Below are 24,963 nucleotides of genomic sequence, written 5' to 3' on the forward strand. Positions count from 1 at the left end.
CAGTGCGGGATGCGTCGATCTCGTTCGCGGATCGAAGCGTCCGGTCTCGGTCGACGTCGCGCCACCCATGGCACGACGTCGAAGCCGGTTTCATTCAGGCATGCGACACCCCTTCGCGACGCTTTTCCGCTGATCCGGTTTCTGCGCCATCGCGCGCGGTTACCGAACGGGAATCGCCAACACCGAGACGAGCATTTTGTTGTCGACGCACAAGGCGCGACGCGGCACGTTCCTGCGTGCGGTCAGGCGCCCGCCGCCGATTCCGGAAACACCGGCTCACCAAGCGTCAGCATCAGCCGGTTCGCCCACGCGAAGATCGCGATCGCGTGCGACAGGTCGAGAATCTCCTCATGCGTGAGCCCTTCGGCCTCGAGCGCGGCGATATCGCTGTCATCGATCGCGTCGGGCCGTTCGGTCAATGCAATCGCATAGCGGACGATCGCGCGTTCGCGCGCCGTCGTGCCGGCCGTCGCCGGATCGTCGAACACCTGCTCGATCGCATCGGTGCGTTTCGCGAGCTGCGTGAAGCGCTGCGCATGCACCGACGCGCAGTACACGCAACCGTTCACGCGCGACACCGCCGTGCTCGCCAGTTCGCGCTCGGCGCGCGACAGCCCGCCGGGGCCGTACATGATCGCGTTGAACACGCCCGAGCGCTGCAGCAGGATCTCGGGCAGATGGACGAGCAGCAGGTAATAGTCGGATGTTTTCGCTTGCGGGTGGCTCGCGTCGAGCACCGCGAGCTGATCGGGTGTCGCCGCGTCGAGCGATACCGTGTCGAGCCATGCGCGCCAGCCGAGCGTGTCGAACGTGAAGCCGTGGGCCGTAGTCGTCATGCGGCCTCCTTGGCGGCGCGCGCTTGAAGTGCCCGCGCGGCGGCGGCCACGCGCAACTGATACGCGACGAACGCGATGAGCTGCGACAACGCGACGATCGCGGATGTCGTGAGTCCGGCCGATTTCAACGCGGCGAGATCGGCCGCGCGTGCGTCGACCGGCGCGTGCGTCAGGCGCTTCGCGTGCAACAGGATCGCGCCGACGCGGCGAGGCAGCGCGTCGAACGCGTCGGCATCGGCTCGTTCGATATCGTCGAGCGTGCCGCCTGCGTCGAGCAGTCGCGTGCGATAGATGTCGGTCAGCGCGTGTGCGTTCGACTGTCGCGCGACATAGCGTGCCGCATGCAGCCGCTCGACCGGCGAAAGATCGGGCAGGGGGGGATCGAACAGTGCGGCTTCGCTCAGTTGCGTATGCAACAGCACCTTGCCGCGTGCGCGGCGCAGCGCGGCGACGGCGTCGCCTTCGCGCAGGCCGGCTGCCGCATCGATCGTATCCGGCACGGCCGCCGGCGTGAGAGAGTCAGTCATCGTTTCGGTTTTCCTTCGTCGTCAAAGTGACCGATGGCGTCGACGTCGCGCCATTCGTCGCCTTGCAGTTCGGCATTCGCGTACGCGACGAGCGCGTCGTAGTGGCGGTCGCGATCGGCATCGAACAGCCGGCTCGCAATGCCGCGCGCGAGCCGCTGCGCGCCTGCGCTGATGGCCGGAATGTCGCCGGACAGCTTGCCGTGGCTCAGGCTCGCCGCATGATTGAAGCAATGGATGCGCGTGACGGCCGGGCACGCACCGCGCTCGCGCTCCTGGAATGCGAACGCTGGGCCGAGATCGGGCGACTCGGCGAGTTCGTCGAGCCATCGCGCCGGTTCCGGCCGATAGCGATCCTTCCAGCGCCGCACGTGTGCGCCGAACGACGCGAATGCCTCGCGCGTCGTCCAGTCCGAATGAAAGCCCGTCGCGAAGATCAGGAAGTCGACCGTGTAGCGGCCGCGCGGCGTCGTCACGTCGAGGCCGTCCGCGTGGTCGGCGAGCGTCTCGATCGGGCTGCCCGCATGGAAATGCGCATGATCGTGACGCGACACGCGCAGCACGCTGTCGCGCGGCGGCGGCGTCTGCGACGTCAGCGCGTAGTGCATGAAGCGCCATTTCGTCGCGTCGTCGAGATCGGCGTAGCCGTGCACGAGGCCCGGGCTGCCGATGCCGGTCAGCTTGTTGATGCGTGGAATGTCCGCGCGGCGGAAGAACAGGTCGACGCGTGCGGCGCCCGCTTCGAGCGCGGTGCCCGCGTTGTCGAACGCGGACGCGCCCGCGCCGACCACGCCGACGCGCTTGCCCGCGAGCGCGGCGAAATCGATCGGCTCGGACGAATGGGCCCAGCGCGTGCGCGGCGCGCGTTGCGCGACGGGCGGCACGTACGGGCCGCCGAGGCCGTCGCGGCCGGTCGCGAGCACGACGTGCCGCGCGAGCAGCGTCTGCGCTTCGCCGTTGCCGCGCACGTCGAGCGCGAGCAGCCCGTCCTCGCGCGGACGCAACGCGACGAGCGTCGTGTCGTTGCGCACCTGCAGGTCGAGCACGCGCCGATACCAGCGCAGGTACTCCATCCATTGCGCGCGCGGGATCTTGTACAGCGCATCCCACGCGTCGCGGCCGTATTGCGCTTCGAACCACGCGCGGAACGTCAGCGCCGGCAGGCCGAGCGCGGGGCCCGCAAGCTGCTTCGGCGAACGCAGCGTTTCCATCCGCGCGAACGTGACCCACGGGCCTTCGTAGCCGGCCGGCGCGCGATCGATCACGCACTGGTTGTCGATGCCGAGCAGGCGCAGTTCGGCGGATGCCGCGAGCCCGGCCATCCCGCCGCCGACGATCGCGACGTCGAGCACGCGCGCGCCGTCCACGTCACGTGGCGGCACCCACGACGGCGCGGGCAGGTCGAGCCAGCGCAGGTCCTGTGCGAGCCGTGCTTCGAGTGCGTCGAGTGGCGTCGTCATGCGGCCTCCGAGCGCGCGCGGCGGGTTCGTGTCGGGCGAGGCGGGCGCGCCGTGCGTTCGGTGCGCAGCCGGTCGCCGCGCAGCAGCGCATCGTGCGCGGCGGCGTCGTGAAAAATCACGTCGTCGAGCAGCGTGCGCGTCGTGCGGCGCAGCGCGTCGAGCAGCGCATCGACGGCCGCCGTGCGCGCCTTGCCGGCCGGCGTCGCGACGCCGAACGCGAACGGGATGTCGACGTCGAGCGGGCGTGCGACGACCCCGTCCACCGGCAGCGCGACGCCGGTTGCCGGATCGACGATGCCGATCCCGATGCCCGCGCGCGCGGCCATCACCGCATTCAGCGACGCATTGGTTTCGATGAACACGCGCGCCTCGACACGCGCGGCCGCGAACGCCGCGTCGATCCGCTGGCGCAGCCGATGCCGGTTCGCGACCGTCACGATGCGGCGCCGCGCGAGGTCGCGCAGCGCAATGCGAGGTTTCGCCGCGAGCGGATCGCCGGCCGGCAGCACGGCGACGCACGGCGTCTGCGCGATCCAGTGCACGTCGAGCCCGGCATGCGCCATCGGCAGCGTGACGACGCCGACATCGGCCGTGCCGGCCAGCACCTCGTGCACCACATGCTCGGCCGATTCGCTGCGCAACTGGTAGTGCGGCGCATGCGTATCGTCGGGCAGCGCGGCGAGCGCGGTCGGCACGAGCGTGGCCGCGAGCGACGGCGTGGCCGCGATGCGCACGGGTTCGGCGGTGTCGTCGCCGAGCGCGCGGGCCCGCGCCTCGATCGCGCGCAGGCCGACCAGCGAGCGTTCGACTTCCTCGTACAGCAGGAACGCGCGCCGCGTCGGCGTGACGCGCGGGCCGTGCCGGTCGAACAGCGCGTAGCCGAGATCGGCTTCGAGTTCCTGGATCTGCCGCGTGACGGCCGGCTGCGAGCGGCCGAGCAGTTCGCCCGCGCCGGTGACGCTGCCGGCCGACATGACCGCGGAAAAGGCTTCGAGTTGATGCAACTCCATGACGCGTTCCGATGATGCGATTTGCGCATTGTAGGAGTGCAAGCATGCGCGATTCATATAATGATTTTTGCTATCGACAGCGGGAAAACTGCGAAGCGCGCGATCGTCGCGGCGGCCGGCCATGCGCGCATGCGCGCCGGTTGCGCGGGGTGACAAAAACGAAAGGCCAATCGAATCAACGCGATGCGACGCATGCCGGCATGTCGATCGAGGCAGCGGGTAGCCTGGATCGATCATGAGCGTCATCCGCTTCGCGCCGCGTGCGATATCGATATGCGCAAAACTTCGTTGGATCGTCCTGAACCCGATGGTTACATGCCCTCACTCTTTTCGATTGACTGAAGCAGGGGGACGCATGAACGTTTCGGGGAACGACGCGCGCGGCGCATGGTGGCGCGTGCTGGGCACGGTGGCGGCGCTCGCCGCCGCATGGGGCTTGTCGACAGGCGGTGCGCTCGCGGCCGGCGTGTCGGGCGAGCCGGTGGTGATCGGCGCGAGCGGGCCGCTCACGGGCCAGGACGCGCAATACGGCGAGCAGTGGAAGCGCGGCTTCGATCTCGCGCTCGACGAGATCAACGGCAGCGGCGGCATTCACGGCCGGCCGCTCGCGATCGACTTCCAGGACAGTCGCAGCGACCCGCGCCAGGCGGTGGCGATCGCGCAGAAGTTCGTCGCCGATCCGCGCATCGCGATCGAGCTCGGCGACTTCTCGAGCGCGACGTCGATGGCCGCGTCGCCGATCTACCAGCGCGGGCAACTGATCCAGTTCGGCTTCACGAATTCGCATCCGGATTTCACGAAGGGCGGCGACTATCTGTGGAGCACCGCGCTGAGCCAGGCGGAGGAACAACCGCTGCTCGCGCGCTATGCGGTGAGGGAACTCGGCTTCAAGCGGATCGCGGTGCTGTACCTGAACACGGACTGGGGCCGCACCAGCAAGGACATCTTCGCGAAGGCGGTGACGGGGTTCGGCGCGCAGGTCGTCGCGGCCGAAGGCTACCAGCCGGCGGAGAAGGATTTCCGCTCGACGCTCGTGCGCATCGGCGAATCGAAGCCGGATTCGATCGTGCTGATCTCGTACTACGCGGACGGCGCGCAGATCGTGCGCCAGGCGCGCACGTCGGGCGTCGCGCTGCCGATCGCGGCGGTGGGCTCCGTGTATTCGCCGAAGTTCCTCGAACTGGGCGGTACGGCCGTCGAAGGCGTCTATACGGAATCGAACTTCTTCCCGGCCGAACCGCGCCCCGAGGTGCAGGCGTTCGTGCAGCGCTATCGCGCGAAATTCCACGCCGATCCCGATTCGTTCGTCGCGCGCGCGTACGACGCGCTGATCCTGTCGGCGGAAGTGCTGCGCCGCTACGGCACGACGCGCCAGGCCGCGCACGACGGCTTCGCGAAGATCAGCGACGTGCCGAGCGTGATCTTCGGCAAGGTGCGCTTCGATCCGCAGACGCGCCGCGTCGCCGGCGCGCGCACCGTGTATCTGGTCGTGAAGCAGGGGCAGTGGGCGCTGTGGGACGGCGCGAAGTCGCAACTCGCGGCGCGCTGAACCCGAACCGCACGCACATGACGGACGCATCCTGATGGCTTCCTGGCTCGACTACACGCTCAACGGCCTCATCGTCGGCAACATCTACGCGCTGCTCGCGGTCGGGCTCGCGCTGATCTTCGGCGTGTCGCACCTGATCAACTTCGCGCACGGCTCGGTGTACATGGTCGGCGCGTTCATCGGCTGGCTGTGCCTGACGCGCTTCGGGCTGCCGCTGCCGGTTGCGCTCGCGGCGGTCGTGGTCGGGTGCGGCGCGCTCGGCATCGCGATCGAGCGGATCGGGTTGCGGCCGCTGCGCCACGCCGCGCGCATCGCGCCGCTGCTCGCGACGATCGGCATCAGCTTCATCCTCGATCAGCTCGCGCAGCTCGCGTTCGGCGCGGACCCGCGCGCGGTGCCGACGCCGCTGCCCGACTGGCACGTGCGGATCGCCGGCGCGACGCTCGGCTCGCTCGACCTGCTGATCGCGGGCATCGGCATCGCGGCGGCCGCGCTGCTGTACGGCTTCCTGCGCTTCACGCGGCTCGGCTGGGCCGTGCGCGCGACCGCGCAGGATCGCGACGCCGCGTTGCAGATGGGCGTCGACGTCGATCGCGTGAACCAGACCGTGTTCGCGATCGCGTGCGCGCTCGGTGGCGTGAGCGGGCTGCTGGTCGGCATGTACTACAACAGCATCGATCCGGCGATGGGCTTCCAGGCGACGCTGAAGGGCGTCGTCGCGCTGCTGATCGGCGGGCTCGGCAACGTGCCGGGTGCGATCGCGGGCAGCCTGCTGCTCGGTCTCGTCGAAAGCTACGGCGTCGCGCTGTTCGGCACCAGCTATCGCGACCTGTTCGCGTTCGGACTGCTGATCGTCTTCCTCGTGTGGCGGCCGAACGGCTTGTTCAGTGCGAACCGTGCGCTGCCGCCGGAGCCGATGACGGGCACCTTCCTCGCTGCCGCGAAAGCCGTGCGCGTGCCGCGCCCGGTGCTCGTCGCGCTGATCGCGGCGGCGGCCGTGCTGCCGTGGCTCGGGGCATCGCCTTACGTGCTGCAGACGCTGACCAACGCGTGGCTGTACGGGCTGCTCGCGCTGAGTCTCACGCTCGTCGCGGGTACGGTCGGGCAGATCTCGCTCGGCCACGCCGCGCTGCTCGTGATCGGCGCGTATGCGTCGGCGCTGCTGTCGTCGGATCTCGGCTGGTCGCCGGCCGTGACGATTCCGTGCGCGGGCGCGATCACCGCCGTGTTCGGCACGCTGCTCGTCTATCCGGCGTTCCGCTTGCGCGGGCACTACGTGTCGATCGCGACGCTCGGGATCGGCGAAGTGGTGAGTCTCGTGATCCTGAACTGGGACAGCCTGACGCGCGGCCCGCTCGGCATCACCGGCATCGCGCCGCTGCCGTGGGCGACGACCGCGCGCGCCGCGTACTGGTTCACGTTCGCGGTGCTCGTCGTGTTCGCGCTCGTACAGGTGCGGCTGCTGCGTTCGCATCTGGGCCGCACGCTACGCGCGGTGCGCGAGGACGACGTCGCCGCGCGTGCGCACGGCATCGCGCCGAACCGCTACAAGGCGATCGCGTTCGCGGTCGGCGGCGTCGCGGCGGGCGTGAGCGGCGGCATCGCCGCGCATCTGTACAGCTACATCAATCACCAGACCTTCGATTCGCAGGTATCGATCCTCGCGCTGACGATGGTGATCCTGGGCGGGCTCGGCAACGTGCTCGGCGGCATCGTCGGCGCGATCGCGCTGATCGGGCTGCCCGAGCTGTTCCGCTGGGCGGCTGACTACCGGATGCTGATCTACGGCCTCGTGCTGCTGCTGCTCGTCCGGTTCCGGCCGCAGGGCCTGCTCGGCACGGTGTGAGGAGGACTGCGATGACGACCACCCGATCCCTGCTCGACGTGCAGGGCCTGACGCGCCGCTTCGACGGCGTGACCGCGCTCGACGGCGCGAGCCTGACGCTCGCCGACGGCGAACTGCTGAGCGTGATCGGCCCGAACGGCGCGGGCAAGTCGACGCTGTTCAACCTGATCACGGGCGCCGACCGGCCCGATGCCGGCCGCGTGACGTTCGACGGCCGCGACATCACCGGTACCGCGCCCGAACGGCTCGCGGCGCTCGGCATCGCACGCACGTTCCAGCACGGCCGTGTGTTCGGCAACCTGAGCGTGCTCGACAACGTGCTGATCGGCGCGCATGCGCGGCTGCGCGCGGCGCGGCCGGGCTGGCCCGCGCTCGGCGCTGCGGCCGAGGTGTGGCGTGCGCTCGTGCGGCCCGCGGCGGTGCGGCGCGAGGAAGCCGCGCTGCGCGAGGAGGCGCGCGCGATCGTCGCCGGGTTCGGCGAGCGGCTGACGCCGCGCATCGATCATCCGGCGCACAGCCTGTCGTATGCGAACCGGCGGCGTGTGGAGATCGGCCGCGCGCTCGCGCTGCATCCGCGCCTGCTGCTGCTCGACGAGCCGACGGCCGGGATGAACGAGACGGAAACGGCCGAGATGCTGCAACTGATCCAGTCGCTGAAGGCGCGCGGGCTGACGATCCTGCTGATCGAGCACAAGCTCGAACTCGTGATGCGCGTGTCCGATCGCGTGATGGTGCTCGACAACGGCGTGAAGATCGCCGAAGGTGCGCCGCGCGACGTGCGGCACGATCCGCGCGTGATCGAGGCTTATCTCGGCCGCCGCCATGCGGGCGGCACGCCGGCCGAGCGCGCCGCGCAGGCGGCCGCATGAGCTTGCAATCTTCCGGACCCGATACGACCATGACCGACGCGCTGCTGAAACTCGAACACCTCGACACGTTCTACGGGCCCGTGCAGGTGCATTTCGACGTGAATTTCGAAGTCGGCCGCGGGCAGATCGTCAGCCTGCTCGGCGGCAACGCGAGCGGCAAGTCGACGACGATGAAGCTGATCCTCGGGCTGATGCGTCCGCGTCGCGGCGTCGTGCGTTTCGACGGCGACGACGTGACCGCGCTCGCGACGCCGCAGCGCGTGCGGCGCGGGATCGCGGCCGTGCCGGAAGCGCGGCGGCTGTTCGGCGACATGAGCGTGCGCGAGAACCTGCTGATGGGCGCTTACACGCGCGGCGATCGTGCGGCTGTGGCCGACGACTACGCGCGTGTGCTCGATTTGTTTCCGCGGGTGCGCGAACGGCTCGCTCAGCGCGCGGGCACGCTGTCGGGCGGCGAGCAGCAGATGCTCGCGATGGCGCGTGCGCTGATGGCGCGGCCGAAACTGATCTGCATGGACGAGCCGACGATGGGGCTGTCGCCGCTGTACGTCGACAAGGTGCTGGAGCTGGTCGACGCGATCAACAAGCAAGGCGTGACGGTGTTCATGGTCGAGCAGAACGCGAGCCTCGCGCTGGAGATCGCGCATTACGGGTATGTGCTGCAGACGGGGCGCGTCGTGCTCGAAGGGCCCGCGAAAACGCTGCTCGACGATGAGCGCGTGCGCGATGCGTATCTCGGTGGGGAGGCGGTGGCGGCGTAGGCGGCGCAAGCAGGCGCTGCCAGGCGCCGCGAAATGTGGAGTAGATTGGCGTTCTGTCGCGATCGACACCACGGAGAGCACCGCGCCATGTTGACCTATTCCATCCAGAAAGTCGGCTACGATTTCAACCAGCTCGATCAGCAGGGCGCGACCGACTACGCGTCGTTCGTTCATGCGTTCGATGCGTTCCCTTGGGCTGCTCAGCACGTCGAATGGAACGAGACGCAGGACGGCCCGCTGCCGGCGCTCGTGCTGCAGCATGCCGACGATCAGCGCGAGCTGTGGGTGACCGCGTTGACGGATGCGCATTCGGACGGCTTCCAGTTGAATGCGGTGTCCATGCGGATGAAGAAGGGGCTCTTCGGCATCGGCAAGGGCAAGCTGGAGCAGCACGTCGACACGATCGACGTGAGAAAGCGCGTCGATGTCGATGCGTTGTGCCGGTTGTTCTGCGAGCGCCAGTATGACGAGCTGGACCAATTGGTTGCGCGACACGCGCAGCGCAACGCCGACGACGCGGATCGGGACAGCGACGACTGAACGCGTGTCGCCCGGTGGCGTTCGATCGAACGTGCGTGCGCCGGATTCGCGGTTGCCTAATCGTCGCTCGTGGCGTGCGTCGCCGCCGCGCGCGGAAACGTCAGCACCACCGCGAACCCGCCCGCATCGGGAAACGCAAACCCCACGCGCCCGCCGTGCGCCTTCATCACTTCCTGCACGATCGCGAGCCCGAGGCCGGACCCGGTACGCCGCTCGCTGCCGTCCGGCGCGATTCGCACGAACGGCTGCAACGCCGCGTCCCAGTGCTCGCGCGGTATCCCGCGCCCGTTGTCGGTGACGGTCAGCGTCACCGTGCCCTCCGCATTGCCGGCGGTCGCGACCGACACGACGATGTCGTCCGCGTGGCCGTGCAGCAGCGCGTTGTGCAGCACGTTCGATAGCGCTTCCTGAAGACTGATCGCATCGCCGTCGATCCATGCGTGCGGCGCGTCGCTCGCGAACGCAACGGCCACGTCGCGTTCGCCGGCGAGCGGAATCGTGCGGCCCAAGACCTCTTTCGCGAGCGTGACGAGTTCGACCGGTTGCAGTGGCACGGCCTCGGTGCGATGAATCACCATCGCATGATTGAGCAACTGGCCGGTGAGCCGGCCGACGTCCGAAGAAGTCGCACGCAACGCATCGAGCCGCGCCGCGTGACGCGCGGGATCCGATTCGCCGTCGAGCAGCTCGATCTGCGCGTCGAGCCGCGCGAGCGGCGTGCGCATCTGGTGCGCGGCGTCGGCGATGAAGCGCTGCATCGCGTTGATCCGCTCGGCAAGGCGGTGCATCAGGCCATTGATCGACCCGATGATCGCGTCGATCTCGCTCGGCGTATCGACGGCCACCGGCCGCAGGTCGGCCGGGTCGCGCGCGGCGATGATCGTGCCGATCTGCGCGAGCGGGCGCAGGCCACGCCGGATCGCGAGGCCGCTCGCGCCGATCGCGAGTACGCTCATCAGCAGGATCAGCGTCCATACCTTGATGCTCATGTCGTTCGTCAGCTGCTGGCGCGCGTTGGTTGTCTGCGCAACCGTCACGAGCGCCCAGCCCGGCGTGCTTTCCTCGGGCATGAAGCGCGCGATCGTCGCGGTGCGCACCCGATGCCCCTGGTAGACGGCGTTCGCGAACGCGGGGCCCTGCTTCGCGGCGGCGAGCGTCGCGGGGCTCGCGAGATCGTGGTACCCAGCCACGACCACGCCGCGCGAATCGACCACCTTGTAGTAGACGAGGTCGTAGCGCGACAGCGTCGACAGCGCGGCCACCGGCGGATTCAGCGCGAGCACGCCGCCTTGCACGTAGAGGTTTTCGGCGACCTGGATCGATGCGCCGGCGAGCAATTGGTCGTACGCGCGTTCGGCCGCGACGCCCGCGTAGTAGCGCGCGATCGCCGCGAGCGCGAGCGCGCCGGTCGCGACGACGAGCGCGATGAACAGCAGCGTGCGCCCGAACAGCGTCTTCGGGAACCAGTCAATGCGCGGCAATCTGATACCCCATCCCGCGTGCGGTGCGGATCTCGACCGAGCTGCCCTGCAGCTTCTTGCGCACGCGCGTCACGTATTGCTCGACCGCGTTCGCGGTCGGCTCGTTGCCGAAGCTGAACAACTGGTTCAGCAGTTCTTCCTTCGAGAAGATGCGTTGCGGGCGACTCGCGAGGATTTCGAGCAGCGCGAATTCCTGGCGCGACAGCGACAGCGGCTGGCCGTCGAGTTCCGCGAGACGGCTGCTGCGGTCGATCACGAGGCCGCCGAGCGTCAGCACGTCGTTCGCATGGCCGCTGTTGCGGCGCAGGAGCGCCTGCACGCGTGCGTCGAGTTCGCGGTAGTCGAACGGCTTCACGAGGTAGTCGTCGGCGCCGAGGCCGAGGCCGCTCACGCGGTCGTCGATCGCCGAGCGCGCGGTGACGAGCAGCACGGGCGTCGTGCTGCCCGTCGCGCGCAGGTTGCGCAGTACCGTGAAGCCGTCCATGCCGGGCAGGTTCGCATCGAGCACGACGAGATCGAAGCGCTCGACGCGCAGCAGCCCGTTCGCGGTCGCGCCGTCGGTTTCGAGATCGACGGCGTGGCCGAGCCGGGCCAGACGGCTGCGGATCGCCGCGCCGATTTCGGCATCGTCCTCCACGACGAGAATGCGCATGGTGCCGTTTGAAGGTAGGTGGGTTAGGGGTTTTCCCGGGGCCGGGATGTCAGCATTTTCTCAGACTCGGCCGATAACCTGTGTCGAGCCGGAAGCAGGATGCAAGGACGGCATTAATACCAGAAATATTCATGGAGACGGCAACATGCAGCATGTCACGGGCACGACGAACGCGCGCCCCGGCGCCACGCCGGCCTGCGCGTGGCCGCAGGCCGTCCGCTGCACGGCGGCGCGCGCATGACGACGTCGCCGCGCCGCCGCGCGTTGATCGCAGCCGGCCTCGGCGTGCTGGGCGTGCTCGGGGCGCCGGCGCGGGTGCGCGCGAAGCCGCGCACCGTGCGGATCTCGAAAGGCTATGGCGTGCTGTACCTGCCGCTGCTCGTGATGGAGAAGCAGCGGCTGTTCGAGCGGCATGCGGCGCGCCGCGGCGTGCGCGACGTCGCGGTCGAATGGGTGCTGCTCGACGGCGGCAATTCCGTCAACGACGCGATGATGGCCGGCACGCTCGATTTCGCGGCCGCCGGCGCGCCGGGTTTCATCGAGCTGTGGGCGCGGGCGCGCGGCATTCCGAACGTCGAGGTGATCGGCGTCAGCGGGCTGTCGACCACGTCGCTGTCGCTGAACGCGAACCGCGCGGGCCTCGTGTCGCTGCGCGACTTCACGCCGTCCGACCGGATCGCGGTGCCGGGCATCCGCACGTCGCTGTCGGCGGTCGTGCTGCAGATGGTCGCGAGCCGGCAGCTCGGCCCGACGCATTTCGCGCAACTCGATTCGATCACCGTGAACCTGCCGCATCCGCAGGCGATGCAGGCGCTGATCCGCCGCGAGAACGGCGTGACCGCGCACTTCACGTCGCCGCCGTTCTCGACGCTCGAATTGCGGCAGCCGGGCATCCATCGCGTGGTGAATTCGGTCGACGTGCTCGGCCCGCTGACGCTCGACGTCGTGTTCGCGCCGAAGCGGCTCGTCGATGCGGAGCCGGCGCTCGCCGCCGCGTTTCTGGGCGCGCTCGACGAGGCGAATCGAATGATCGCGCAGGACCCGCGCGCGGCGGCCGCGCTCTATGCGTCGTCGTCGGGCGTCGGCGTGTCGCACGACGACGTGATGCGGATGCTCGCCGCGCCCGACACGCGCTTCTCGGTGTTGCCGAACCAGCTGATGGACTACGTCGAATTCCTGTACCTCGCCGGCACGATCAAGGCGAAGCCGCGCGCGTGGCACGAGATGTTCGCGCCGATGCTCGACGACTACCGGTCGGGTTGAGCCACGCGGGCCGCGATCCGAGTCCGTTTATCGAACCACGTGACGCCCGCGCGTTCATCAAGCGCGGCGCCGATGCAACCGACAAGCAACCGATATGCAACCGATTCACCCAAGGAGCCTGAAGTGAACGCTACCGACACCCTGGACCCCGCGTCCGCCGAAGAACAGCGCATCATGTCGAAGATGGCGCGGCGCCTGCTGCCCATCCTCGTCGTGATGTTCCTGATCGCGTTCATCGACCGGCAGAACGTCGGTTTCGCGAAACTGCAGATGGTGCACAGCCTCGGGATGACGGAAGCCGCGTTCGGGCTCGCGTCGTCGCTGTTCTTCATCGGCTACCTGCTGTTCGAGGTGCCGAGCACCCTTGCGCTGCATCGTTACGGCGCGCGCGTGTGGCTCGCGCGGATCATGCTGACGTGGGGGCTCATCACGGTGCTGATGGGCTTCACGACGTCGATGCCCGCGTTCTGCTCGCTGCGCTTCCTGCTCGGCATCGCCGAGGCCGGCTTCTATCCGGGCGTGATCTATTACCTGACGCTGTGGTTTCCGCAGAGCTACCGCGCGAAGGTGCTCGGCATCTTCACGCTCGGCAGCGCGCTCGCGAACATGCTCGGCTCGCTGGTCGGCGGCGTGCTGCTGAGCCTGAACGGCGTGTGGGGGCTCGCGGGCTGGCAGTGGGTGTTCGTCGCGACGGGCATTCCGGCCGTGGTCGTCGCGATCGTCGTGTTTCGCGTGCTGCCCGCGTCGTTCCGAGAAGCGCCGTTCCTCGACGCGCGCGAGAAGCAGATCGTCGCGGCCGCGCTGGAGCGCGAGAAGCCGGCGCAGGCCGAGCACGGTCAGCCGTGGAAGGCGCTGCTCGATCCGCGCGTGATGCTGTTCGCGGCGACCTACATGCTGATGTCGACGTCGCTGTACGGCGTCACGTACTGGCTGCCGACGCTCGTGAAATCGTTCGGCGTGTCGAGCACCACGAATGGCTTCCTGAGCATGCTGCCGTGGGCGCTCGCGGTGGTGCTGCTGGTGTGGCTGCCGGCGAAGCTGCGTCGCGCGAAGAGCATCCTCCGCACGATCGCGATCGTCGCGGCGCTCGGCGCGCTCGGCTTCCTGCTGAGCCTCGTGCTGCCGTCGACGCCGCTGCGCTTCATCGCGCTCGTGCTGGGTGGCGCGTGCATCCCGCTGCTGTATCCGTGCTTCTGGTCGATGCCGCCGCGTTACTTCACTGGCGCGCGGGCGGCCGCGAGCGTCGCGGCGATCAACTCGATCGGCAACCTCGGCGGCTTCTTCAGCCAGAACCTGATGCCGTTCGCGGGCAAGGTGACGGGCACCGCGTTCGGGCCGATGATCGTGCCGATCGTGTGCCTCGCGTTGCTCGGCGTCGGTGCGCTGGTCGCGTGGACGCGCTCGGAGCGGGGGATGGTCGCGGCGCGGGCGTGATGGCGTGCGGCGCTATCGCAGCGTCGGCCGGTTTTCGATGATCCTGAAACAGGACGACGCATGCCGGTTCGACGGCAAGTACTCGAGCGCATGCTGAAAGCGGCGCGCTCGACGAAGGCAGTCGACCAAGCCATCGTTGTCCGGCGTCTCCCGCCGCCCGTCTAGCCCCGCGAAACCCCGTGCCCGCCATGCGCGAGCGCCACGGGCGCCGGCACCCGCGGAATCTCGACCTCCACCGTCGTGCCTTCGCCGAGCGTCGTCGCGATCCGCAGCGTGCCGCCGACCAGATACGCACGCTCGCGCAACCCCACCAGCCCGAACGAAGCCGACTTGCGCGGCACCGCGGGATCGAAGCCCGCGCCGTCGTCGCGTATCGTCAGCGCGATCGCTTCGCTGCCGCACACGAGCTCGACGTCCGCGTGCGACGCGGCCGCGTGCCGGGCGACGTTCGCGAGCGCTTCCTGCGCGATACGGAACACGGCCGTCGCATACGGTTCGTCGAGTTGCAGTTCGGGCGGCTCGACGTGCAGCGAACAGGCGATCCCGTGGCGGTGCCGGAAATCCTCCACGAGCCATTGCATCGCCGCCGCGAAGCCGAGATCGTCCAGCATCAGCGGGCGCAGGTCCGACGCGATGCGGCGCGTCGCGGCCACCGCGCCGCGCGCGAGCGCATGCATCGCCGCGATCTTGCGTGCGAGCGATGCGTCGTCCTGCGGCACGCGGTCGATCAGCCATTCGAGATCGTTCTTCAGCGCCGCGAGCGACTGCGCGAGTTCATCGTGCAGTTCGCGCGCGATGCGGCGCTGCTCGGCTTCGCGCGCGCTGGCGCTGATCGCGGCGATCTCGCGCAGCTCCTCGCGCGACGCCTGCAACGCCCGCTCCGCGCGCACGCGCTCCTCGACTTCGCGTCGCAGGTCGCGGTTCGACGCGCTCAGCTGCGCGGTGCGCGCGGCGACGCGTTGTTCGAGCCGTTCGTTCGCGTCGTTCAGCTGCGCGCTTTTCTGCACGACGAGCAGATGCTGGAAGCGTGCGCCGGCCAGCGCGCGCACCGTCTGCGCGTGCAGCCGGCCGTTCTCGAACAGCATCGCGAACAGCACGACACCCGACGCGACGAGGCCGTACGCGCGCCCGGCGTAGAAGCCGAGATCGAAGCGCCCGTGGTTCAGCATCGACGACAGCGCGATGTCGAACAGCCACGCGACGAGCACCGTCATCACCCACAGGTCGAGCACCGAATGGCGGCGCCGCTGCCGCCACATCAGCATCAGCGCGACGAGATTCAACCCCCAGACGACCGTGATCGCTTTCGTCATCGTCGCGGTCATCCGGTTGCCGCTCATGATGCGCGGCAGCAGGTCGTGGCCGGCGGTGGCGAGCAGCGCGAGCGCGACCGTCGCGCCGATCGCGGCGGCGATGCAGAGGCCGACCGGAATCGCCGCGCGGCGCTGCGGGGCCGGGCTCGGGGCCGGATGCCCGCGCGACGTCGCGCGCAGCAGCGCGTACGCGGCGACCGACAGCGGAAAGCCGCCATGCCAGAACAGGTATAGCCATGCGGTGGTCTGTTCGCCGGCGCCGAGCAGGCCGGTCCGCGCGAACAGCCCGGGGAAGGTCAGCATGTGCGTGCCGGCCATGAACGCCGTGAACAGGTAGCCGCCCGCCAGCACGAGCAGCGGCTTCTCGCGCAGGATCGCGTACTGACCGAGCAGCAGGCCGGCCGTCACCATGTCGTTGACGACGATCGCCGACTGGTAAACGGGAATGAACGCCCAGCCGGGCGCGAGCGGCATCGCCGCGAACGGCGCGAGCGCGGCGAAGATCACGGCCGACACGAGTACCGTCGCGAGCGCGAGCCGCCGTTCGCGCCGGCCCGGCGGCAGCGACGACATGAACAGGCGCGACGTGTCCGGATCGTCGTTGTCCGACGACGGCGACGGCGACGGCGGTGCGGGCGGGAAGCGGAAGGCGGCCATCATGCGTCGTCGGCCCCGAGGTCGAGATCGTGGCGCACCGTGTAGCGGACCAGTGCGGCTTCGTGCGGCAGCCCCATCTTCTCGAGGATCCGCGTCTTGTACGTGCTGACCGTCTTCGCGCTCAGTGCGAGTTCGGACGCGATCCGCGTGACGGTCTGACCGGCGACGATGCGGCGCATCACGTCGAACTCGCGCGCGGACAGTCGCTCGTGCGGCAGCGCCTGAGCCGGTGCGCGCAGCGTGTGCGCGAGGCTTTCCGCCGCGGACGGGCTCACGTAGACGCCGCCCGCCGCCACCTTGCCGACGGCCTCGACGAGTTCGGCGGTCGCACTGTCCTTCGTCAGGTAGCCGGTGGCGCCGGCCTTGAACGCGCGCGCCGCGTACTGCGCTTCCGCGTGCATCGTCAACACCAGCGTGCGCAGCGACGGCGCCTGGCGCTTGACCAGCCGGATCAGCTCGATGCCGGTCGGCGCGGGCATCGACAGGTCGAGCAGCAGCACGTCGGCGGCCATGCGTTCGGCCAGCGCGAGCGTGCCCGAGCCGTCGCTTGCCTCGCCGACGATCTCGAAACCGCCGGCCATCTCCAGAATGTGACGCAGTCCGTCCCGCATGACTGCGTGATCGTCAGCCAGAATTACCCTGATCATCTTCCAGCGGTCCTCTTCGGGATGACGCCGCGCGTCGCCGTCGTGGCTGTCCGGTTGTCGCCGCGGCCGTTCTTCTGACCAATATATGCCCCCGAACCCGAAAACGGTACTCGTTCGAGAAATTTTCAAGGGGGTTGATCGCGGAATGCGCACTGCGACGAAATAATTTATCGGCAAGCGTATCGTGCGCAGCGCACGCGAATCAGGGTATTCCCGGATGATCGTTGTACCGGACGCGGGCCGGCGCGGCATCGACGGCTCGCCCCGCGAACCGCTCCGATTCGGGACTAAACTGGTGCCCGATGCCATCTGCGCGAACCGAGGAGTCCTGCAATGATCGAGCTGGCCGATATCCTGCCGTCCGCGCTGCCTGTCGCCGTTGCCTGGGCCGAAGCGGAGGCGGCGCGCGGGCTCGCGCAGGGCGCGCCGCTGACCCTCGGGCAGGCCGACGACGCGCGCACGGTGGGCGTCGCGCAGCCGGAGCGGATTCGCGTGATGACGGTCGAGCGCATGCCGTTTCCGGACACGCCGACGCTTGCCGCGATCGCCCGCGACACGGGGCTGCTGTCGCCCGGGACGATCGGCCTCACGCTCGGTCATGCGGTGTACGTGCTGCGCGGGCAGGACACGCGCCGGCTGCTGACTCACGAGTTCCGTCACGTGCACCAATACGAGGCCGCCGGCTCGATCGGCGCGTTTCTTGCGCGCTACCTGCACGAGATCGCGACGGTCGGCTACCACGACGCACCGCTCGAGGCCGACGCGCGGCAACACGAGTTCGATTGACCCACCCCCTAGCCTCCGACGCCGGCGCGAGTGTGCGCATGTCGCGATGAACGTATCCAATGCCCCTCCCGGCCCGCTGTTCGCGTATCGGGCCGCACCGTTCGGGAGTGTGCGATGAGCGACACGATCCATGCGTGGATCGGCGCGATCGGCGCGCATCCGCTGCTCGTGCTGGCGGTCGTGTTCGTGGCCGCGTGCGCCGAGGCGATCGCGCTGATCGGCACGGTCGTGCCGGCGGGCGCCGTGATGTTCGCGGCCGGCGCGTTGATCGGGGCGGGCGCGCTCGACGCATGGGCGACGATCGGCGTCGCGGCCGTCGGCGCGGTGATCGGCGACGGGATCAGCTACGAACTCGGACGACGTTACCGCGGGATGATCCGCACTGCGTGGGCGCGCTTCGGCTCGGCGAACGCGTACGCACGCGGCGAGGAATTCGTGCTGCGTCACGGCATGAAGAGCATCGTGCTCGCGCGCTTTCTCGCGCCGGTGCGTGCGGTCGTACCGGTCGTCGTCGGTTGCGCGACGCTGCCGCGCCGGTTGTTCTATCCGGTCAACGTGATCTCGGCGCTCGTGTGGGCGCCCGTGCACGTCGCGCCCGGCATCCTGTTCGGCGCGTCGGCCGCGCTGGCCGCGGCGATCAGTGTGCGGGTCGCCGCGATCCTGCTGGTCGTGGCCGCGCTGGTCGCGCTCGTGTGGATCGGCGTGCGCGTCGCGCTGCGGCGCGGCTGGCCGTTGTTGTGTCGTGCGCTCGCCGAAGCCGTGCATGCATGCGTGCGCCGCTGGCCGCGGTTCGGCGCGCGGCTGCACGACGGGATCGCGTACCTGCGCGGGCTGCCGGGCGCGGTGCCCGTGCTCGCGCTGTTGTTCGTCGGCTGCGTGTGGCTGTTCGCGGGGATCGTGCAGGACGTCGTCGCGAACGATCCGCTGATGCACGCGGACATCGCGCTGTACGCGTTCTTGCAGCACCTGCGCACGCCGCCCGCCGACGCCGCGATGAGCGCGCTCGCCGTGCTGCACGGACACGACACGGGGCTGATCGTCGCGGCCGCGTTTCTCGTCTGGCTGATGATCCACCGCTGCTGGCTGACGGCCGCATGGTGGCTCGCGACGATCGGCGTCGCCGTCGTGCTCGTGCCGGTGTTCGGCGCGGGCGCGCCCGGCGCGACGCCTGCGAGCCTGCCGCCCGGCGCGCTGCACGTGCCGCTGCCGGACGGCGACGCCGCGTTCGCGATCCTCGCGAGCAGCGGCCTTGGCTGGGTGCTGGCGCGCGACCGGCCCGCGCGGTGGCGCATTCCGGTCGTGACGGCGGTCGTGCTGTGGATCGTGCTCGGCGGCTTCGCGCGGCTGTACGTCGGCGATACCTGGTTGTCGGGCTTGCTGGGCGGATGGAGCCTCGGGCTCGCCTGGTTCGCATTGCTCGCCGGCGCCTATGCGTACTGGCGCGTGCGCGAGCACGTGCAGCCGCGCGGCGCGCTCGTCGCGGTCGTCGTCGTGCTCGCGACGGCCGGCGTATGGACGGTGCCCGCGCAGTGGCAGCTCGATCGCGCGGCGCGTCCGCATGTCGGCGACGTGGTCGCGATGACCGTCGACCAGTGGCTGCGCGGCGGGTGGCAGCGCGTGCCGGCGCGGCGCACCGAGATCGGCGGCGACCGCGAGGAATATCTGCCGCTGCAATGGAGCGCGACGTCGGACACGCTCGACCGCCATCTCGCGCAGGCCGGCTGGCAGCGCGCGACGCCGTGGTCGCCGGCCACCGCGCTGCGTTGGCTATTGCCGCAGGCGCCCGCCGATACGCTGCCCGTGCTGCCGCGTTATACGCACGGCGAGAGCACGCGACGCGTGTTCGTCCGCGTCGATCCCGCCCACCCGGAAAGCCGCTTCGTGCTGCGGCTGTGGCGTTATCCGTACGTGTTGCAGGATGCGCTCGGCATGCGGCCGCTGTGGTATGGCGCGTTGTATCGCGAAACGCTGCGCCGGCCGGCGCGGCTGATGACGATCGTGCACACGACGACGATCGACGATGCGGCGACGATCGCACACGCGTTGGCGGTCGAGCCGACGATCGCGCATCCGCCGGCGGGGATGACGGCCGCGCCGGATCAGATGCTGCTGGTGTGGATGGTTCAGCCGTGACGGGGCAGGTGTGACGTGCGCCCTTACGCGTGCGACGGCTGCGCGGGAACGACGGACAGGCGCAGGCCGACGGTCTTGAGTACCGCGAGCAGGGTTTTCAGCGTCGGGTTGCCGTTCGGAGACAGCGTGCGATACAGCGATTCGCGGCTGATGCCGGCTTCGGCCGCGACGGCGCCGAGCCCGCCGTACGCTTCCGCGACCGTGCGCAGCGCGAGCAGACCGGCCGCGCGGTTGTCGGGATCGTCGAGCGATTCCATCGCGACGCGCAGATAGGCGACCGCGAGCTCGCGGTCGGCGCCGAGTTCGGCGACTTCCGCATCGTGGTGCGATACCGCGCCTTTGAGCTTGTTCATGTTTGCCTCCGTTTCCAGTTCGACCCGTGTTCCTTGGCGCGCCTGATGTCGTCGGATTGACTCGCCTTGTCGCCGCCGGACAGCAGCAGCACCACGGCGCCGCCGTGCCGGCCGAAGTACACGCGATAGCCGGCGCCGACATGGACGCGCAGTTCGATCACGCCTTCGCCGACCGGCTCGCAATCGCCGAAGTTGCCGGTCTGCACGCGGCGCAGCCGCTCGCGGATTCGCGCCTGCGCGGGCTTGTCACGGACGGCGTTCAGCCATTCGGTGAACGGCTCGCGACCGTCGTCGCGTTGATAGCGAAGAAGTTCGAACTTGGAGAGCATTGTAACTTATAAGCTACAAAAAGGTAAATGGAGCGGGGCGGTTCACATCGCAATGGCTGGGCGGCCGATGAGCATGCGGCGTCTTCATCGTTCGGGATTCGAGGGCGTGGAGCGGGCTTCCCGGACGACGATCATTTTTTCATCCGGGATGGCGCGTGACGATTCGGCCAAATGGCCGCTACGGATGGTGCGACGGGACGCGCGTATCGCAGCGCAGCGCGGCGATAACGGCGACCGTCGATGAATCGCGGTACGATCGCTCGTTCGCCCGTCTGGCCTGCCGACATCACCTCACGAGAGACCCCGCATGATCACGATTCGCCCGATGACCGACGACGATTTCGCGCGCTTCTGGCCGACTTACCGCGCGATCGTCGCTGCTCAGGAAACCTATGCATTCGATCCCGAGCCGACCCAGGAAGCGGCGCGCGCACAGTGGCTCGACGCGCCGCTCTGCACGTGGATCGCCGAAGAGGACGGCGTGGTGCTCGGCTCGTATTTCCTGAAGGCGAACGCGGCCGGGCCCGGCAAGCACGTGAGCAACTGCGGCTACATGGTGAGCGAGGCCGCGCGCGGACGCGGCGTCGCGCGCCTGATGTGCGAGCACTCGCAGCAGATGGCGCGCGAGCGCGGTTTCCTCGCGATGCAGTTCAATTCGGTGGTCGCGACGAACGCGGTCGCGGTCGCGCTGTGGCAGAAGCTGGGATTCGAGATCGTCGGCCGGGTGCCGCGCGCATACCGTCACGCGCGGCTCGGCTTCGTCGACTGCTTCGTGATGTTCAAGTGGCTCGGCGACGCGGCGGCCGCCGAAGCCTGAGCAACCCGCCGCCGCGTCAGACGGCGAACGCGCCGTCGAACACGATCCGTTCGTCGAGCGCGAGCGTGCCGCGCGCGAAGATCAGGTCGAGATGGTGGCTGCCGTTTTCGCCGCCGCCGAGCCCGAGATGCAGGCCCGGATGGCGTTCCTCGAACCCCGCGTTGCGGCCGTACAGGCCGCGAATGCCGAGGTTCGTGCCGATGCCGAATTCCTCGATCCGCCGATGATTCGCGTGCCGGTCGAGATAGGTCGCGAAATCGCGCCGGAAGCCCGCGTCGTCGGTGTCGAAATCGACGATCGTGCTGTGCTCGACATGCAGCGTCGCGAGCCGCTCGGCCACCTTGTACTTGATCGCGAACGGCACGGTGCCGAGAAACGTGCCGCTGAACACGACGGTGCCGTTCAGGTCCGTCACGTGCGTCGCGATCTCGCCGGGCACGACGTCGAGGTTGCCCATGCCGTCCACGCTCGTCCATTTCTGGTCCGGCGCGAGCGAGCCCGTCAGCGTGTTGCCGGCTTCGTCGATGAAGCGGATCTGCGACGCGCGTGCGGCGGCCTCGATCAGCCGGCCGTTGCGCGCGGCGATGTCGTCGAGCGATTCGGCGAACGCCTCGTCGAGGTGCGGGCCGTAATCCTTGAATAAAACCGATTTGCCCCAGTGTTCGACGATCGCGGGGCGGATCGCGGCGAGAAATGGCGGCCCGCTCGGCGACGGCGTCGGCAGGCACGACGAGTCGTACAGCAGCACGAACAGGTCGGCGTCGTCGAGTGCGGCGGCGATATCGGCGGGCGCGGTGCTTTCGAGGCAGAGGGTGGTCGCGTCGAGCGAATCGGGCAGGGCGGAAAAGGCGCGCAACGCGGTGTCGCGGTTGCGGGTGTCATAGCCGACCAGCAGTTTTCCCGATTCGCCGCGTGCCAGCTTGTCGCGCAGCGCCGGGTGAAAACCGAGCGCGCGGTGCAGGTTCAGCATGCGTATCTCCGGAAGCGGGGGGGGGGGGGGGGGGGGGGGGGGGGGGCGGCCCCCCCCCCCCCCCCCCCCCCGCGCCCGATGCCGACGCCCGATGCCGACGCCCGATGCCGACGCCCGATGCCGACGCCCGATGCCGACGCCCGATGCCGACGCCCGATGCCGACGCCCGGATGCCGACTTTCGCGCTGCGCGAGCGTGCTTGCCGCGCAACGCGAACCGCTTCAAAGCAATTTGACCATGAACACGCGCGCCGCGCCTTCCGGCTCGCACGGCACTTCGCCGAACGTCTCGTAACCGTGCTTTCGATAGAAATCGGGCGCCTGGAACGAGATCGTGTACAGCACCGCACGCGCGCAACCGCGCCGCTTCGCTTCCACTTCGGCCTCGCGCAGCAATCGGCTGCCGAAGCCGCCGCCGCGCAGCGATTCGGGCAGATAGAACAGATCGATAAAGAACAGGCCGAGCGACGTGCGGCCGGTGAGACCGCCCAATACGTCGCCGGTCGCGGGGTCGGTCACGTAAACGTCGAGCGCCGCCGTATCGGCGCGCCCCGTCATCGCGTGGTTGAATTCGCCGAGCTTGCGGCTGATGAAGTCTCGGGCGGCCGGTTGCTCGGTGTCGGTCAATTGAAGGGTAACGTCGGGATGGGCTGTCATCGAGGCGAACACGTGCATGAAAGGACCACCGGGCGTGGGGCATCTGCGACCGGCGTCGCACGACTATAGCGCGTCGTCATGCTCCGTGGCGACGCGTGATGGTCGCTCGATATCGCGGGGCGTCATGCGTTCGCGCCGCTGCGAACGTCGCCTTCAAGTCGGCCATCCGGCACCGCTCGTGCGCAATCATCATCCGGTTCACGACGATCACGCCGATCGTCACGGCCGTGCTGTTGCAGCGCAAGGGCGCGTATCGGAGTGCGACCGCGCGTGCGTTCGTCGAACTGGCGCTCGCACAGGGGCGGAAAGATCGAAGAGGGAAGGCAGCGCTCGTGCGACGCGCAAAAGGCGTCCGGCTGAATGCAATCACACGGAACGGAAGACAAGGCCGTTCCGCTCGGACGTCCGGCGTTTCGCTCGAATGACACGCCGGCGTTATGTCGAAACGATGCGAACGAAACGCGCGTCAGTTGTACCCGAGAATCGCCACCGCCGCGACCTCCGGCCGATCGAGCGTATTCCCGACGAGCGACGTCATCGGTTCCTGCAGCACGGCCTGATACGACGTCACGCGCGCCGCTTCCGGCACACCGGCATCGTTCGGCACCGGCTCGTCGAACACGGCATCGAAACCGCTGTAAAACCCCGCTTGATTCCGCGAAAAAGTCATCTCCACTCCTTTGCGTTGATATGTCGTTGATGTTCTAGCCAGCCTGCTTCAACGCCGCCGCAGGCACCGGCGCGCCGTCATGCGCCGCCTCGGACCGCGCAAGCTGCGCACGCGTGCGCCGCGTGATGTGAATCACCGCGAACACGACCGGCGCGATCAGCAGCCCTTCCGCCAGTTCGGGATCGACCGGCAGGTTCATCACGTGCAGCGCCTTGAACGCCGCGGTCGCGAGCGACAGCACGTAGTACGAAATAGCGGCCACCGACAGCCCTTCGACCGCGTGCTGCAAATGAAGCTGGTTGCGCGCGGTGCGCTCCATGCCGGCCAGCAGCCGCGTGACGTCCTTTTCCTGCGCGAGATTCACGCGGGTGCGCAACAGGTCGACCGCGCGTGCGATCCGCGCGGCGATCTGTTCATGGCGCGCCCATACGCTGCGGCACGTTTCCATCGCCGGCGCGAAGCGCCGCTCCATGAATTCGGCGATCGTCGGCATCCCTTCGATACGCTCCTCGCGCAACTCGTGGATGCGCGCCAGCACGAGCTTTTCATACGCGCGCGACGCGCTGAAGCGCGCGCCGGATCCCGACAACGATTCGACCCGCACCGCGAGATGCGTGAGCTTGACGAGCAGCGCCGTGTCGTCGCCATCGGCGCCGCTCGCGTCCATCCGCTGCATCAGCGCATGCAGCGCCGCGTGGATTTCGTCGAGCTCGCGGCTCATCCGGCGCGCGACGGGCAGCGCAAGCAGCGCCATCATTCGGTACGTTTCTATTTCGTACAGGCGCTGCAACAGCCGGCCGCCCTGCTCCTCGCGGAAATCGTCGTCGACCACCAGAAAACGCATGAAGCCATCGTCGCGCACGTGCCAGTCGCAGAACACCTTGCCGCCGCCGAGCACGTTGCTGCCGACGAGCGCGGGCCCGTCGATCCAGCGGCGCAGGTCGCCGCACACGCGCCGCGCGGCGTCGCCGGACAGCAGTTCCATCCGCACCGCGACGAACCGGATACCGGCGAGCCGCGCGAACCACGCAGCCGGAATGCCGTCGATCGCGAGATCGTCGAAATAACCGGTGTCGCGACGCGGCGCGACGAACGTGAAGGTCGAGAATTCGGTGTGGCGCTCCCACTTCAGGTGCCAGCCGCACGGCGACTGCACCGCGTAGTGCGTCGCGCCTTCGTGCGGCGCGTCGATGCCGGTCTCGCGGCACAGCGCGTGCAGCAGCGTTTCGTGGATGTCGGGCTGGCCGTCCGCGTAGATCGCGTAATGCGTGAGCGACACGGCTTCGGCGAGCCGCAGGAACGGCCGGGCATGCAATTCCGCGGCCAGTGCGGCGCGCAACGGATGGTCCATCATCGATTCACCACGCTTTCCTGTTCAGTCCCGCCCGCCGGATCGTCCGGCCCGAT

Annotated in this window: 24 protein-coding genes and 1 pseudogene; 10 read left to right on the forward strand and 15 right to left on the reverse strand. The window is 69.0% G+C overall.

The annotated features are described in order from the left end of the window. Window positions 1–242: 242 nt before the first annotated feature. The 4 genes from JYG37_RS23845 to JYG37_RS23860 are packed head-to-tail and all read right to left on the reverse strand — an operon-like array spanning window position 243 to window position 3,830. On the reverse strand, window positions 243–836 hold the full coding sequence (locus JYG37_RS23845; RefSeq protein WP_050014369.1) for a peroxidase-related enzyme: 594 nt from the start codon (window positions 834–836) through the stop codon (window positions 243–245). Further along, complete coding sequence (locus tag JYG37_RS23850; protein WP_050014370.1) at window positions 833–1,363, reverse strand: CMD domain-containing protein; 531 nt, start codon at window positions 1,361–1,363, stop codon at window positions 833–835. The genes JYG37_RS23845 and JYG37_RS23850 overlap by 4 nt, the downstream gene beginning before the upstream one ends. Beyond that, a complete protein-coding gene (locus JYG37_RS23855) occupies window positions 1,360–2,820 on the reverse strand; it encodes an NAD(P)-binding domain-containing protein (protein ID WP_213346559.1) in 1,461 nt (486 codons plus the stop codon). Before JYG37_RS23855 ends, JYG37_RS23850 begins: the two co-directional genes overlap by 4 nt. Further along, window positions 2,817–3,830 carry a LysR substrate-binding domain-containing protein gene (locus tag JYG37_RS23860; RefSeq protein WP_213346561.1) on the reverse strand — a complete coding sequence of 338 codons (1,014 nt, stop codon included), beginning with the start codon at window positions 3,828–3,830 and terminating at the stop codon, window positions 2,817–2,819. The genes JYG37_RS23855 and JYG37_RS23860 overlap by 4 nt, the downstream gene beginning before the upstream one ends. 355 nt (window positions 3,831–4,185) lie before the next feature. Here JYG37_RS23860 and JYG37_RS23865 point away from each other — a divergent pair, with 355 nt between their 5' ends. From JYG37_RS23865 to JYG37_RS23885, 5 genes are all read left to right on the forward strand, one after another. Further along, window positions 4,186–5,379, forward strand: a complete 1,194-nt coding sequence (locus JYG37_RS23865; RefSeq protein ID WP_213346563.1) for an ABC transporter substrate-binding protein — start codon at window positions 4,186–4,188, stop codon at window positions 5,377–5,379. Between the two features lie 34 nt (window positions 5,380–5,413). Next, a complete protein-coding gene (locus JYG37_RS23870; RefSeq protein WP_050014374.1) occupies window positions 5,414–7,225 on the forward strand; it encodes an ABC transporter permease in 1,812 nt (603 codons plus the stop codon). An 11-nt stretch (window positions 7,226–7,236) separates the two neighbouring features. Then, window positions 7,237–8,094, forward strand: coding sequence for an ABC transporter ATP-binding protein (locus tag JYG37_RS23875; RefSeq protein ID WP_089489028.1), 858 nt, complete (start codon window positions 7,237–7,239; stop codon window positions 8,092–8,094). Beyond that, window positions 8,091–8,855, forward strand: a complete 765-nt coding sequence (locus tag JYG37_RS23880; protein WP_213346565.1) for an ABC transporter ATP-binding protein — start codon at window positions 8,091–8,093, stop codon at window positions 8,853–8,855. Before JYG37_RS23875 ends, JYG37_RS23880 begins: the two co-directional genes overlap by 4 nt. A gap of 87 nt (window positions 8,856–8,942) precedes the next feature. Next, window positions 8,943–9,395, forward strand: a complete 453-nt coding sequence (locus JYG37_RS23885; RefSeq protein ID WP_050014379.1) for a hypothetical protein — start codon at window positions 8,943–8,945, stop codon at window positions 9,393–9,395. A gap of 56 nt (window positions 9,396–9,451) precedes the next feature. On the opposite strand, the gene JYG37_RS23890 is transcribed toward JYG37_RS23885, so the two are convergent. Beyond that, complete coding sequence (locus JYG37_RS23890; protein ID WP_213346566.1) at window positions 9,452–10,876, reverse strand: sensor histidine kinase; 1,425 nt, start codon at window positions 10,874–10,876, stop codon at window positions 9,452–9,454. Next, window positions 10,863–11,528 (reverse strand): response regulator transcription factor, encoded by a 666-nt coding sequence (locus tag JYG37_RS23895; RefSeq protein WP_050014383.1) that lies wholly within the window; start codon window positions 11,526–11,528, stop codon window positions 10,863–10,865. The genes JYG37_RS23890 and JYG37_RS23895 overlap by 14 nt, the downstream gene beginning before the upstream one ends. A 237-nt stretch (window positions 11,529–11,765) precedes the next feature. On the opposite strand from JYG37_RS23895, the gene JYG37_RS23900 reads away from it, so the two are divergent. Next, entirely contained in the window at window positions 11,766–12,791 is a 1,026-nt protein-coding gene (locus JYG37_RS23900; RefSeq protein ID WP_124630853.1) for an ABC transporter substrate-binding protein, read from the forward strand. A 123-nt stretch (window positions 12,792–12,914) separates the two neighbouring features. Beyond that, a complete protein-coding gene (locus tag JYG37_RS23905; RefSeq protein WP_050014384.1) occupies window positions 12,915–14,225 on the forward strand; it encodes an MFS transporter in 1,311 nt (436 codons plus the stop codon). Window positions 14,226–14,386: 161 nt separating this feature from the next. Here JYG37_RS23905 and JYG37_RS23910 read toward each other — a convergent pair whose 3' ends face one another. Both JYG37_RS23910 and JYG37_RS23915 read right to left on the reverse strand, forming a co-directional pair. Beyond that, window positions 14,387–16,198, reverse strand: a complete 1,812-nt coding sequence (locus tag JYG37_RS23910) for a sensor histidine kinase (protein WP_050014386.1) — start codon at window positions 16,196–16,198, stop codon at window positions 14,387–14,389. Further along, window positions 16,195–16,842 carry a response regulator gene (locus JYG37_RS23915; RefSeq protein WP_050014388.1) on the reverse strand — a complete coding sequence of 216 codons (648 nt, stop codon included), beginning with the start codon at window positions 16,840–16,842 and terminating at the stop codon, window positions 16,195–16,197. The genes JYG37_RS23910 and JYG37_RS23915 overlap by 4 nt, the downstream gene beginning before the upstream one ends. A gap of 333 nt (window positions 16,843–17,175) precedes the next feature. On the opposite strand from JYG37_RS23915, the gene JYG37_RS23920 reads away from it, so the two are divergent. Both JYG37_RS23920 and JYG37_RS23925 read left to right on the forward strand, forming a co-directional pair. Next, a complete protein-coding gene (locus tag JYG37_RS23920) occupies window positions 17,176–17,628 on the forward strand; it encodes a hypothetical protein (protein ID WP_050014390.1) in 453 nt (150 codons plus the stop codon). Window positions 17,629–17,742: 114 nt separating this feature from the next. After that, window positions 17,743–19,761, forward strand: a complete 2,019-nt coding sequence (locus JYG37_RS23925) for an LssY C-terminal domain-containing protein (protein ID WP_213346568.1) — start codon at window positions 17,743–17,745, stop codon at window positions 19,759–19,761. 23 nt (window positions 19,762–19,784) lie between these two features. Here the strand turns inward: JYG37_RS23925 and JYG37_RS23930 are convergent, their stop codons facing one another. Together JYG37_RS23930 and JYG37_RS23935 are read right to left on the reverse strand one after the other, a co-directional pair. Then, window positions 19,785–20,114, reverse strand: a complete 330-nt coding sequence (locus JYG37_RS23930; RefSeq protein ID WP_006479699.1) for a helix-turn-helix domain-containing transcriptional regulator — start codon at window positions 20,112–20,114, stop codon at window positions 19,785–19,787. Continuing rightward, a complete protein-coding gene (locus tag JYG37_RS23935; protein ID WP_089489031.1) occupies window positions 20,111–20,443 on the reverse strand; it encodes a type II toxin-antitoxin system RelE/ParE family toxin in 333 nt (110 codons plus the stop codon). Before JYG37_RS23935 ends, JYG37_RS23930 begins: the two co-directional genes overlap by 4 nt. A 307-nt stretch (window positions 20,444–20,750) precedes the next feature. Between JYG37_RS23935 and JYG37_RS23940 the strand changes: the two genes are divergently transcribed. Further along, complete coding sequence (locus JYG37_RS23940) at window positions 20,751–21,260, forward strand: GNAT family N-acetyltransferase (RefSeq protein ID WP_050014396.1); 510 nt, start codon at window positions 20,751–20,753, stop codon at window positions 21,258–21,260. A 16-nt stretch (window positions 21,261–21,276) separates the two neighbouring features. Here JYG37_RS23940 and JYG37_RS23945 read toward each other — a convergent pair whose 3' ends face one another. From JYG37_RS23945 to JYG37_RS23960, 5 genes and pseudogenes are all read right to left on the reverse strand, one after another. After that, the gene (locus JYG37_RS23945) at window positions 21,277–22,230 is read right to left on the reverse strand and encodes a CgnE/CgnB domain-containing protein (protein WP_124630849.1); all 954 of its coding nucleotides are present in this window, start codon (window positions 22,228–22,230) and stop codon (window positions 21,277–21,279) included. 221 nt (window positions 22,231–22,451) lie between these two features. Continuing rightward, the gene (locus JYG37_RS23950; protein WP_050017693.1) at window positions 22,452–22,886 is read right to left on the reverse strand and encodes a GNAT family N-acetyltransferase; all 435 of its coding nucleotides are present in this window, start codon (window positions 22,884–22,886) and stop codon (window positions 22,452–22,454) included. A 76-nt stretch (window positions 22,887–22,962) separates the two neighbouring features. Then, a pseudogene (locus JYG37_RS35140) lies at window positions 22,963–23,115 on the reverse strand (putrescine ABC transporter permease PotI); the annotation flags it as partial. A 237-nt stretch (window positions 23,116–23,352) separates the two neighbouring features. After that, the gene (locus JYG37_RS23955; RefSeq protein WP_050017655.1) at window positions 23,353–23,556 is read right to left on the reverse strand and encodes a hypothetical protein; all 204 of its coding nucleotides are present in this window, start codon (window positions 23,554–23,556) and stop codon (window positions 23,353–23,355) included. 34 nt (window positions 23,557–23,590) lie between these two features. Beyond that, window positions 23,591–24,910, reverse strand: a complete 1,320-nt coding sequence (locus JYG37_RS23960) for a DUF3422 family protein (RefSeq protein ID WP_124631812.1) — start codon at window positions 24,908–24,910, stop codon at window positions 23,591–23,593. Window positions 24,911–24,963 lie beyond the last annotated feature (53 nt).

It is taken from the genome of Burkholderia sp. LAS2, assembly GCF_018417615.1.
In the GTDB taxonomy this organism is placed as follows: Bacteria; Pseudomonadota; Gammaproteobacteria; order Burkholderiales; family Burkholderiaceae; genus Burkholderia; species Burkholderia sola.

What these genes read in the sequence shown, in the direction of transcription:
- JYG37_RS23845 (WP_050014369.1), bottom strand. Translation starts at nt 836, where the DNA reads ATGACGACTACGGCCCACGGCTTCACGTTCGACACGCTCGGCTGGCGC.
- JYG37_RS23850 (WP_050014370.1), bottom strand. Translation starts at nt 1,363, where the DNA reads ATGACTGACTCTCTCACGCCGGCGGCCGTGCCGGATACGATCGATGCG.
- JYG37_RS23855 (WP_213346559.1), bottom strand. Translation starts at nt 2,820, where the DNA reads ATGACGACGCCACTCGACGCACTCGAAGCACGGCTCGCACAGGACCTG.
- JYG37_RS23860 (WP_213346561.1), bottom strand. Translation starts at nt 3,830, where the DNA reads ATGGAGTTGCATCAACTCGAAGCCTTTTCCGCGGTCATGTCGGCCGGC.
- JYG37_RS23865 (WP_213346563.1), top strand. Translation starts at nt 4,186, where the DNA reads ATGAACGTTTCGGGGAACGACGCGCGCGGCGCATGGTGGCGCGTGCTG.
- JYG37_RS23870 (WP_050014374.1), top strand. Translation starts at nt 5,414, where the DNA reads ATGGCTTCCTGGCTCGACTACACGCTCAACGGCCTCATCGTCGGCAAC.
- JYG37_RS23875 (WP_089489028.1), top strand. Translation starts at nt 7,237, where the DNA reads ATGACGACCACCCGATCCCTGCTCGACGTGCAGGGCCTGACGCGCCGC.
- JYG37_RS23880 (WP_213346565.1), top strand. Translation starts at nt 8,091, where the DNA reads ATGAGCTTGCAATCTTCCGGACCCGATACGACCATGACCGACGCGCTG.
- JYG37_RS23885 (WP_050014379.1), top strand. Translation starts at nt 8,943, where the DNA reads ATGTTGACCTATTCCATCCAGAAAGTCGGCTACGATTTCAACCAGCTC.
- JYG37_RS23895 (WP_050014383.1), bottom strand. Translation starts at nt 11,528, where the DNA reads ATGCGCATTCTCGTCGTGGAGGACGATGCCGAAATCGGCGCGGCGATC.
- JYG37_RS23900 (WP_124630853.1), top strand. Translation starts at nt 11,766, where the DNA reads ATGACGACGTCGCCGCGCCGCCGCGCGTTGATCGCAGCCGGCCTCGGC.
- JYG37_RS23910 (WP_050014386.1), bottom strand. Translation starts at nt 16,198, where the DNA reads ATGATGGCCGCCTTCCGCTTCCCGCCCGCACCGCCGTCGCCGTCGCCG.
- JYG37_RS23915 (WP_050014388.1), bottom strand. Translation starts at nt 16,842, where the DNA reads ATGATCAGGGTAATTCTGGCTGACGATCACGCAGTCATGCGGGACGGA.
- JYG37_RS23920 (WP_050014390.1), top strand. Translation starts at nt 17,176, where the DNA reads ATGATCGAGCTGGCCGATATCCTGCCGTCCGCGCTGCCTGTCGCCGTT.
- JYG37_RS23925 (WP_213346568.1), top strand. Translation starts at nt 17,743, where the DNA reads ATGAGCGACACGATCCATGCGTGGATCGGCGCGATCGGCGCGCATCCG.
- JYG37_RS23930 (WP_006479699.1), bottom strand. Translation starts at nt 20,114, where the DNA reads ATGAACAAGCTCAAAGGCGCGGTATCGCACCACGATGCGGAAGTCGCC.
- JYG37_RS23935 (WP_089489031.1), bottom strand. Translation starts at nt 20,443, where the DNA reads ATGCTCTCCAAGTTCGAACTTCTTCGCTATCAACGCGACGACGGTCGC.
- JYG37_RS23940 (WP_050014396.1), top strand. Translation starts at nt 20,751, where the DNA reads ATGATCACGATTCGCCCGATGACCGACGACGATTTCGCGCGCTTCTGG.
- JYG37_RS23945 (WP_124630849.1), bottom strand. Translation starts at nt 22,230, where the DNA reads ATGCTGAACCTGCACCGCGCGCTCGGTTTTCACCCGGCGCTGCGCGAC.
- JYG37_RS23950 (WP_050017693.1), bottom strand. Translation starts at nt 22,886, where the DNA reads ATGACAGCCCATCCCGACGTTACCCTTCAATTGACCGACACCGAGCAA.
- JYG37_RS23955 (WP_050017655.1), bottom strand. Translation starts at nt 23,556, where the DNA reads ATGACTTTTTCGCGGAATCAAGCGGGGTTTTACAGCGGTTTCGATGCC.
- JYG37_RS23960 (WP_124631812.1), bottom strand. Translation starts at nt 24,910, where the DNA reads ATGATGGACCATCCGTTGCGCGCCGCACTGGCCGCGGAATTGCATGCC.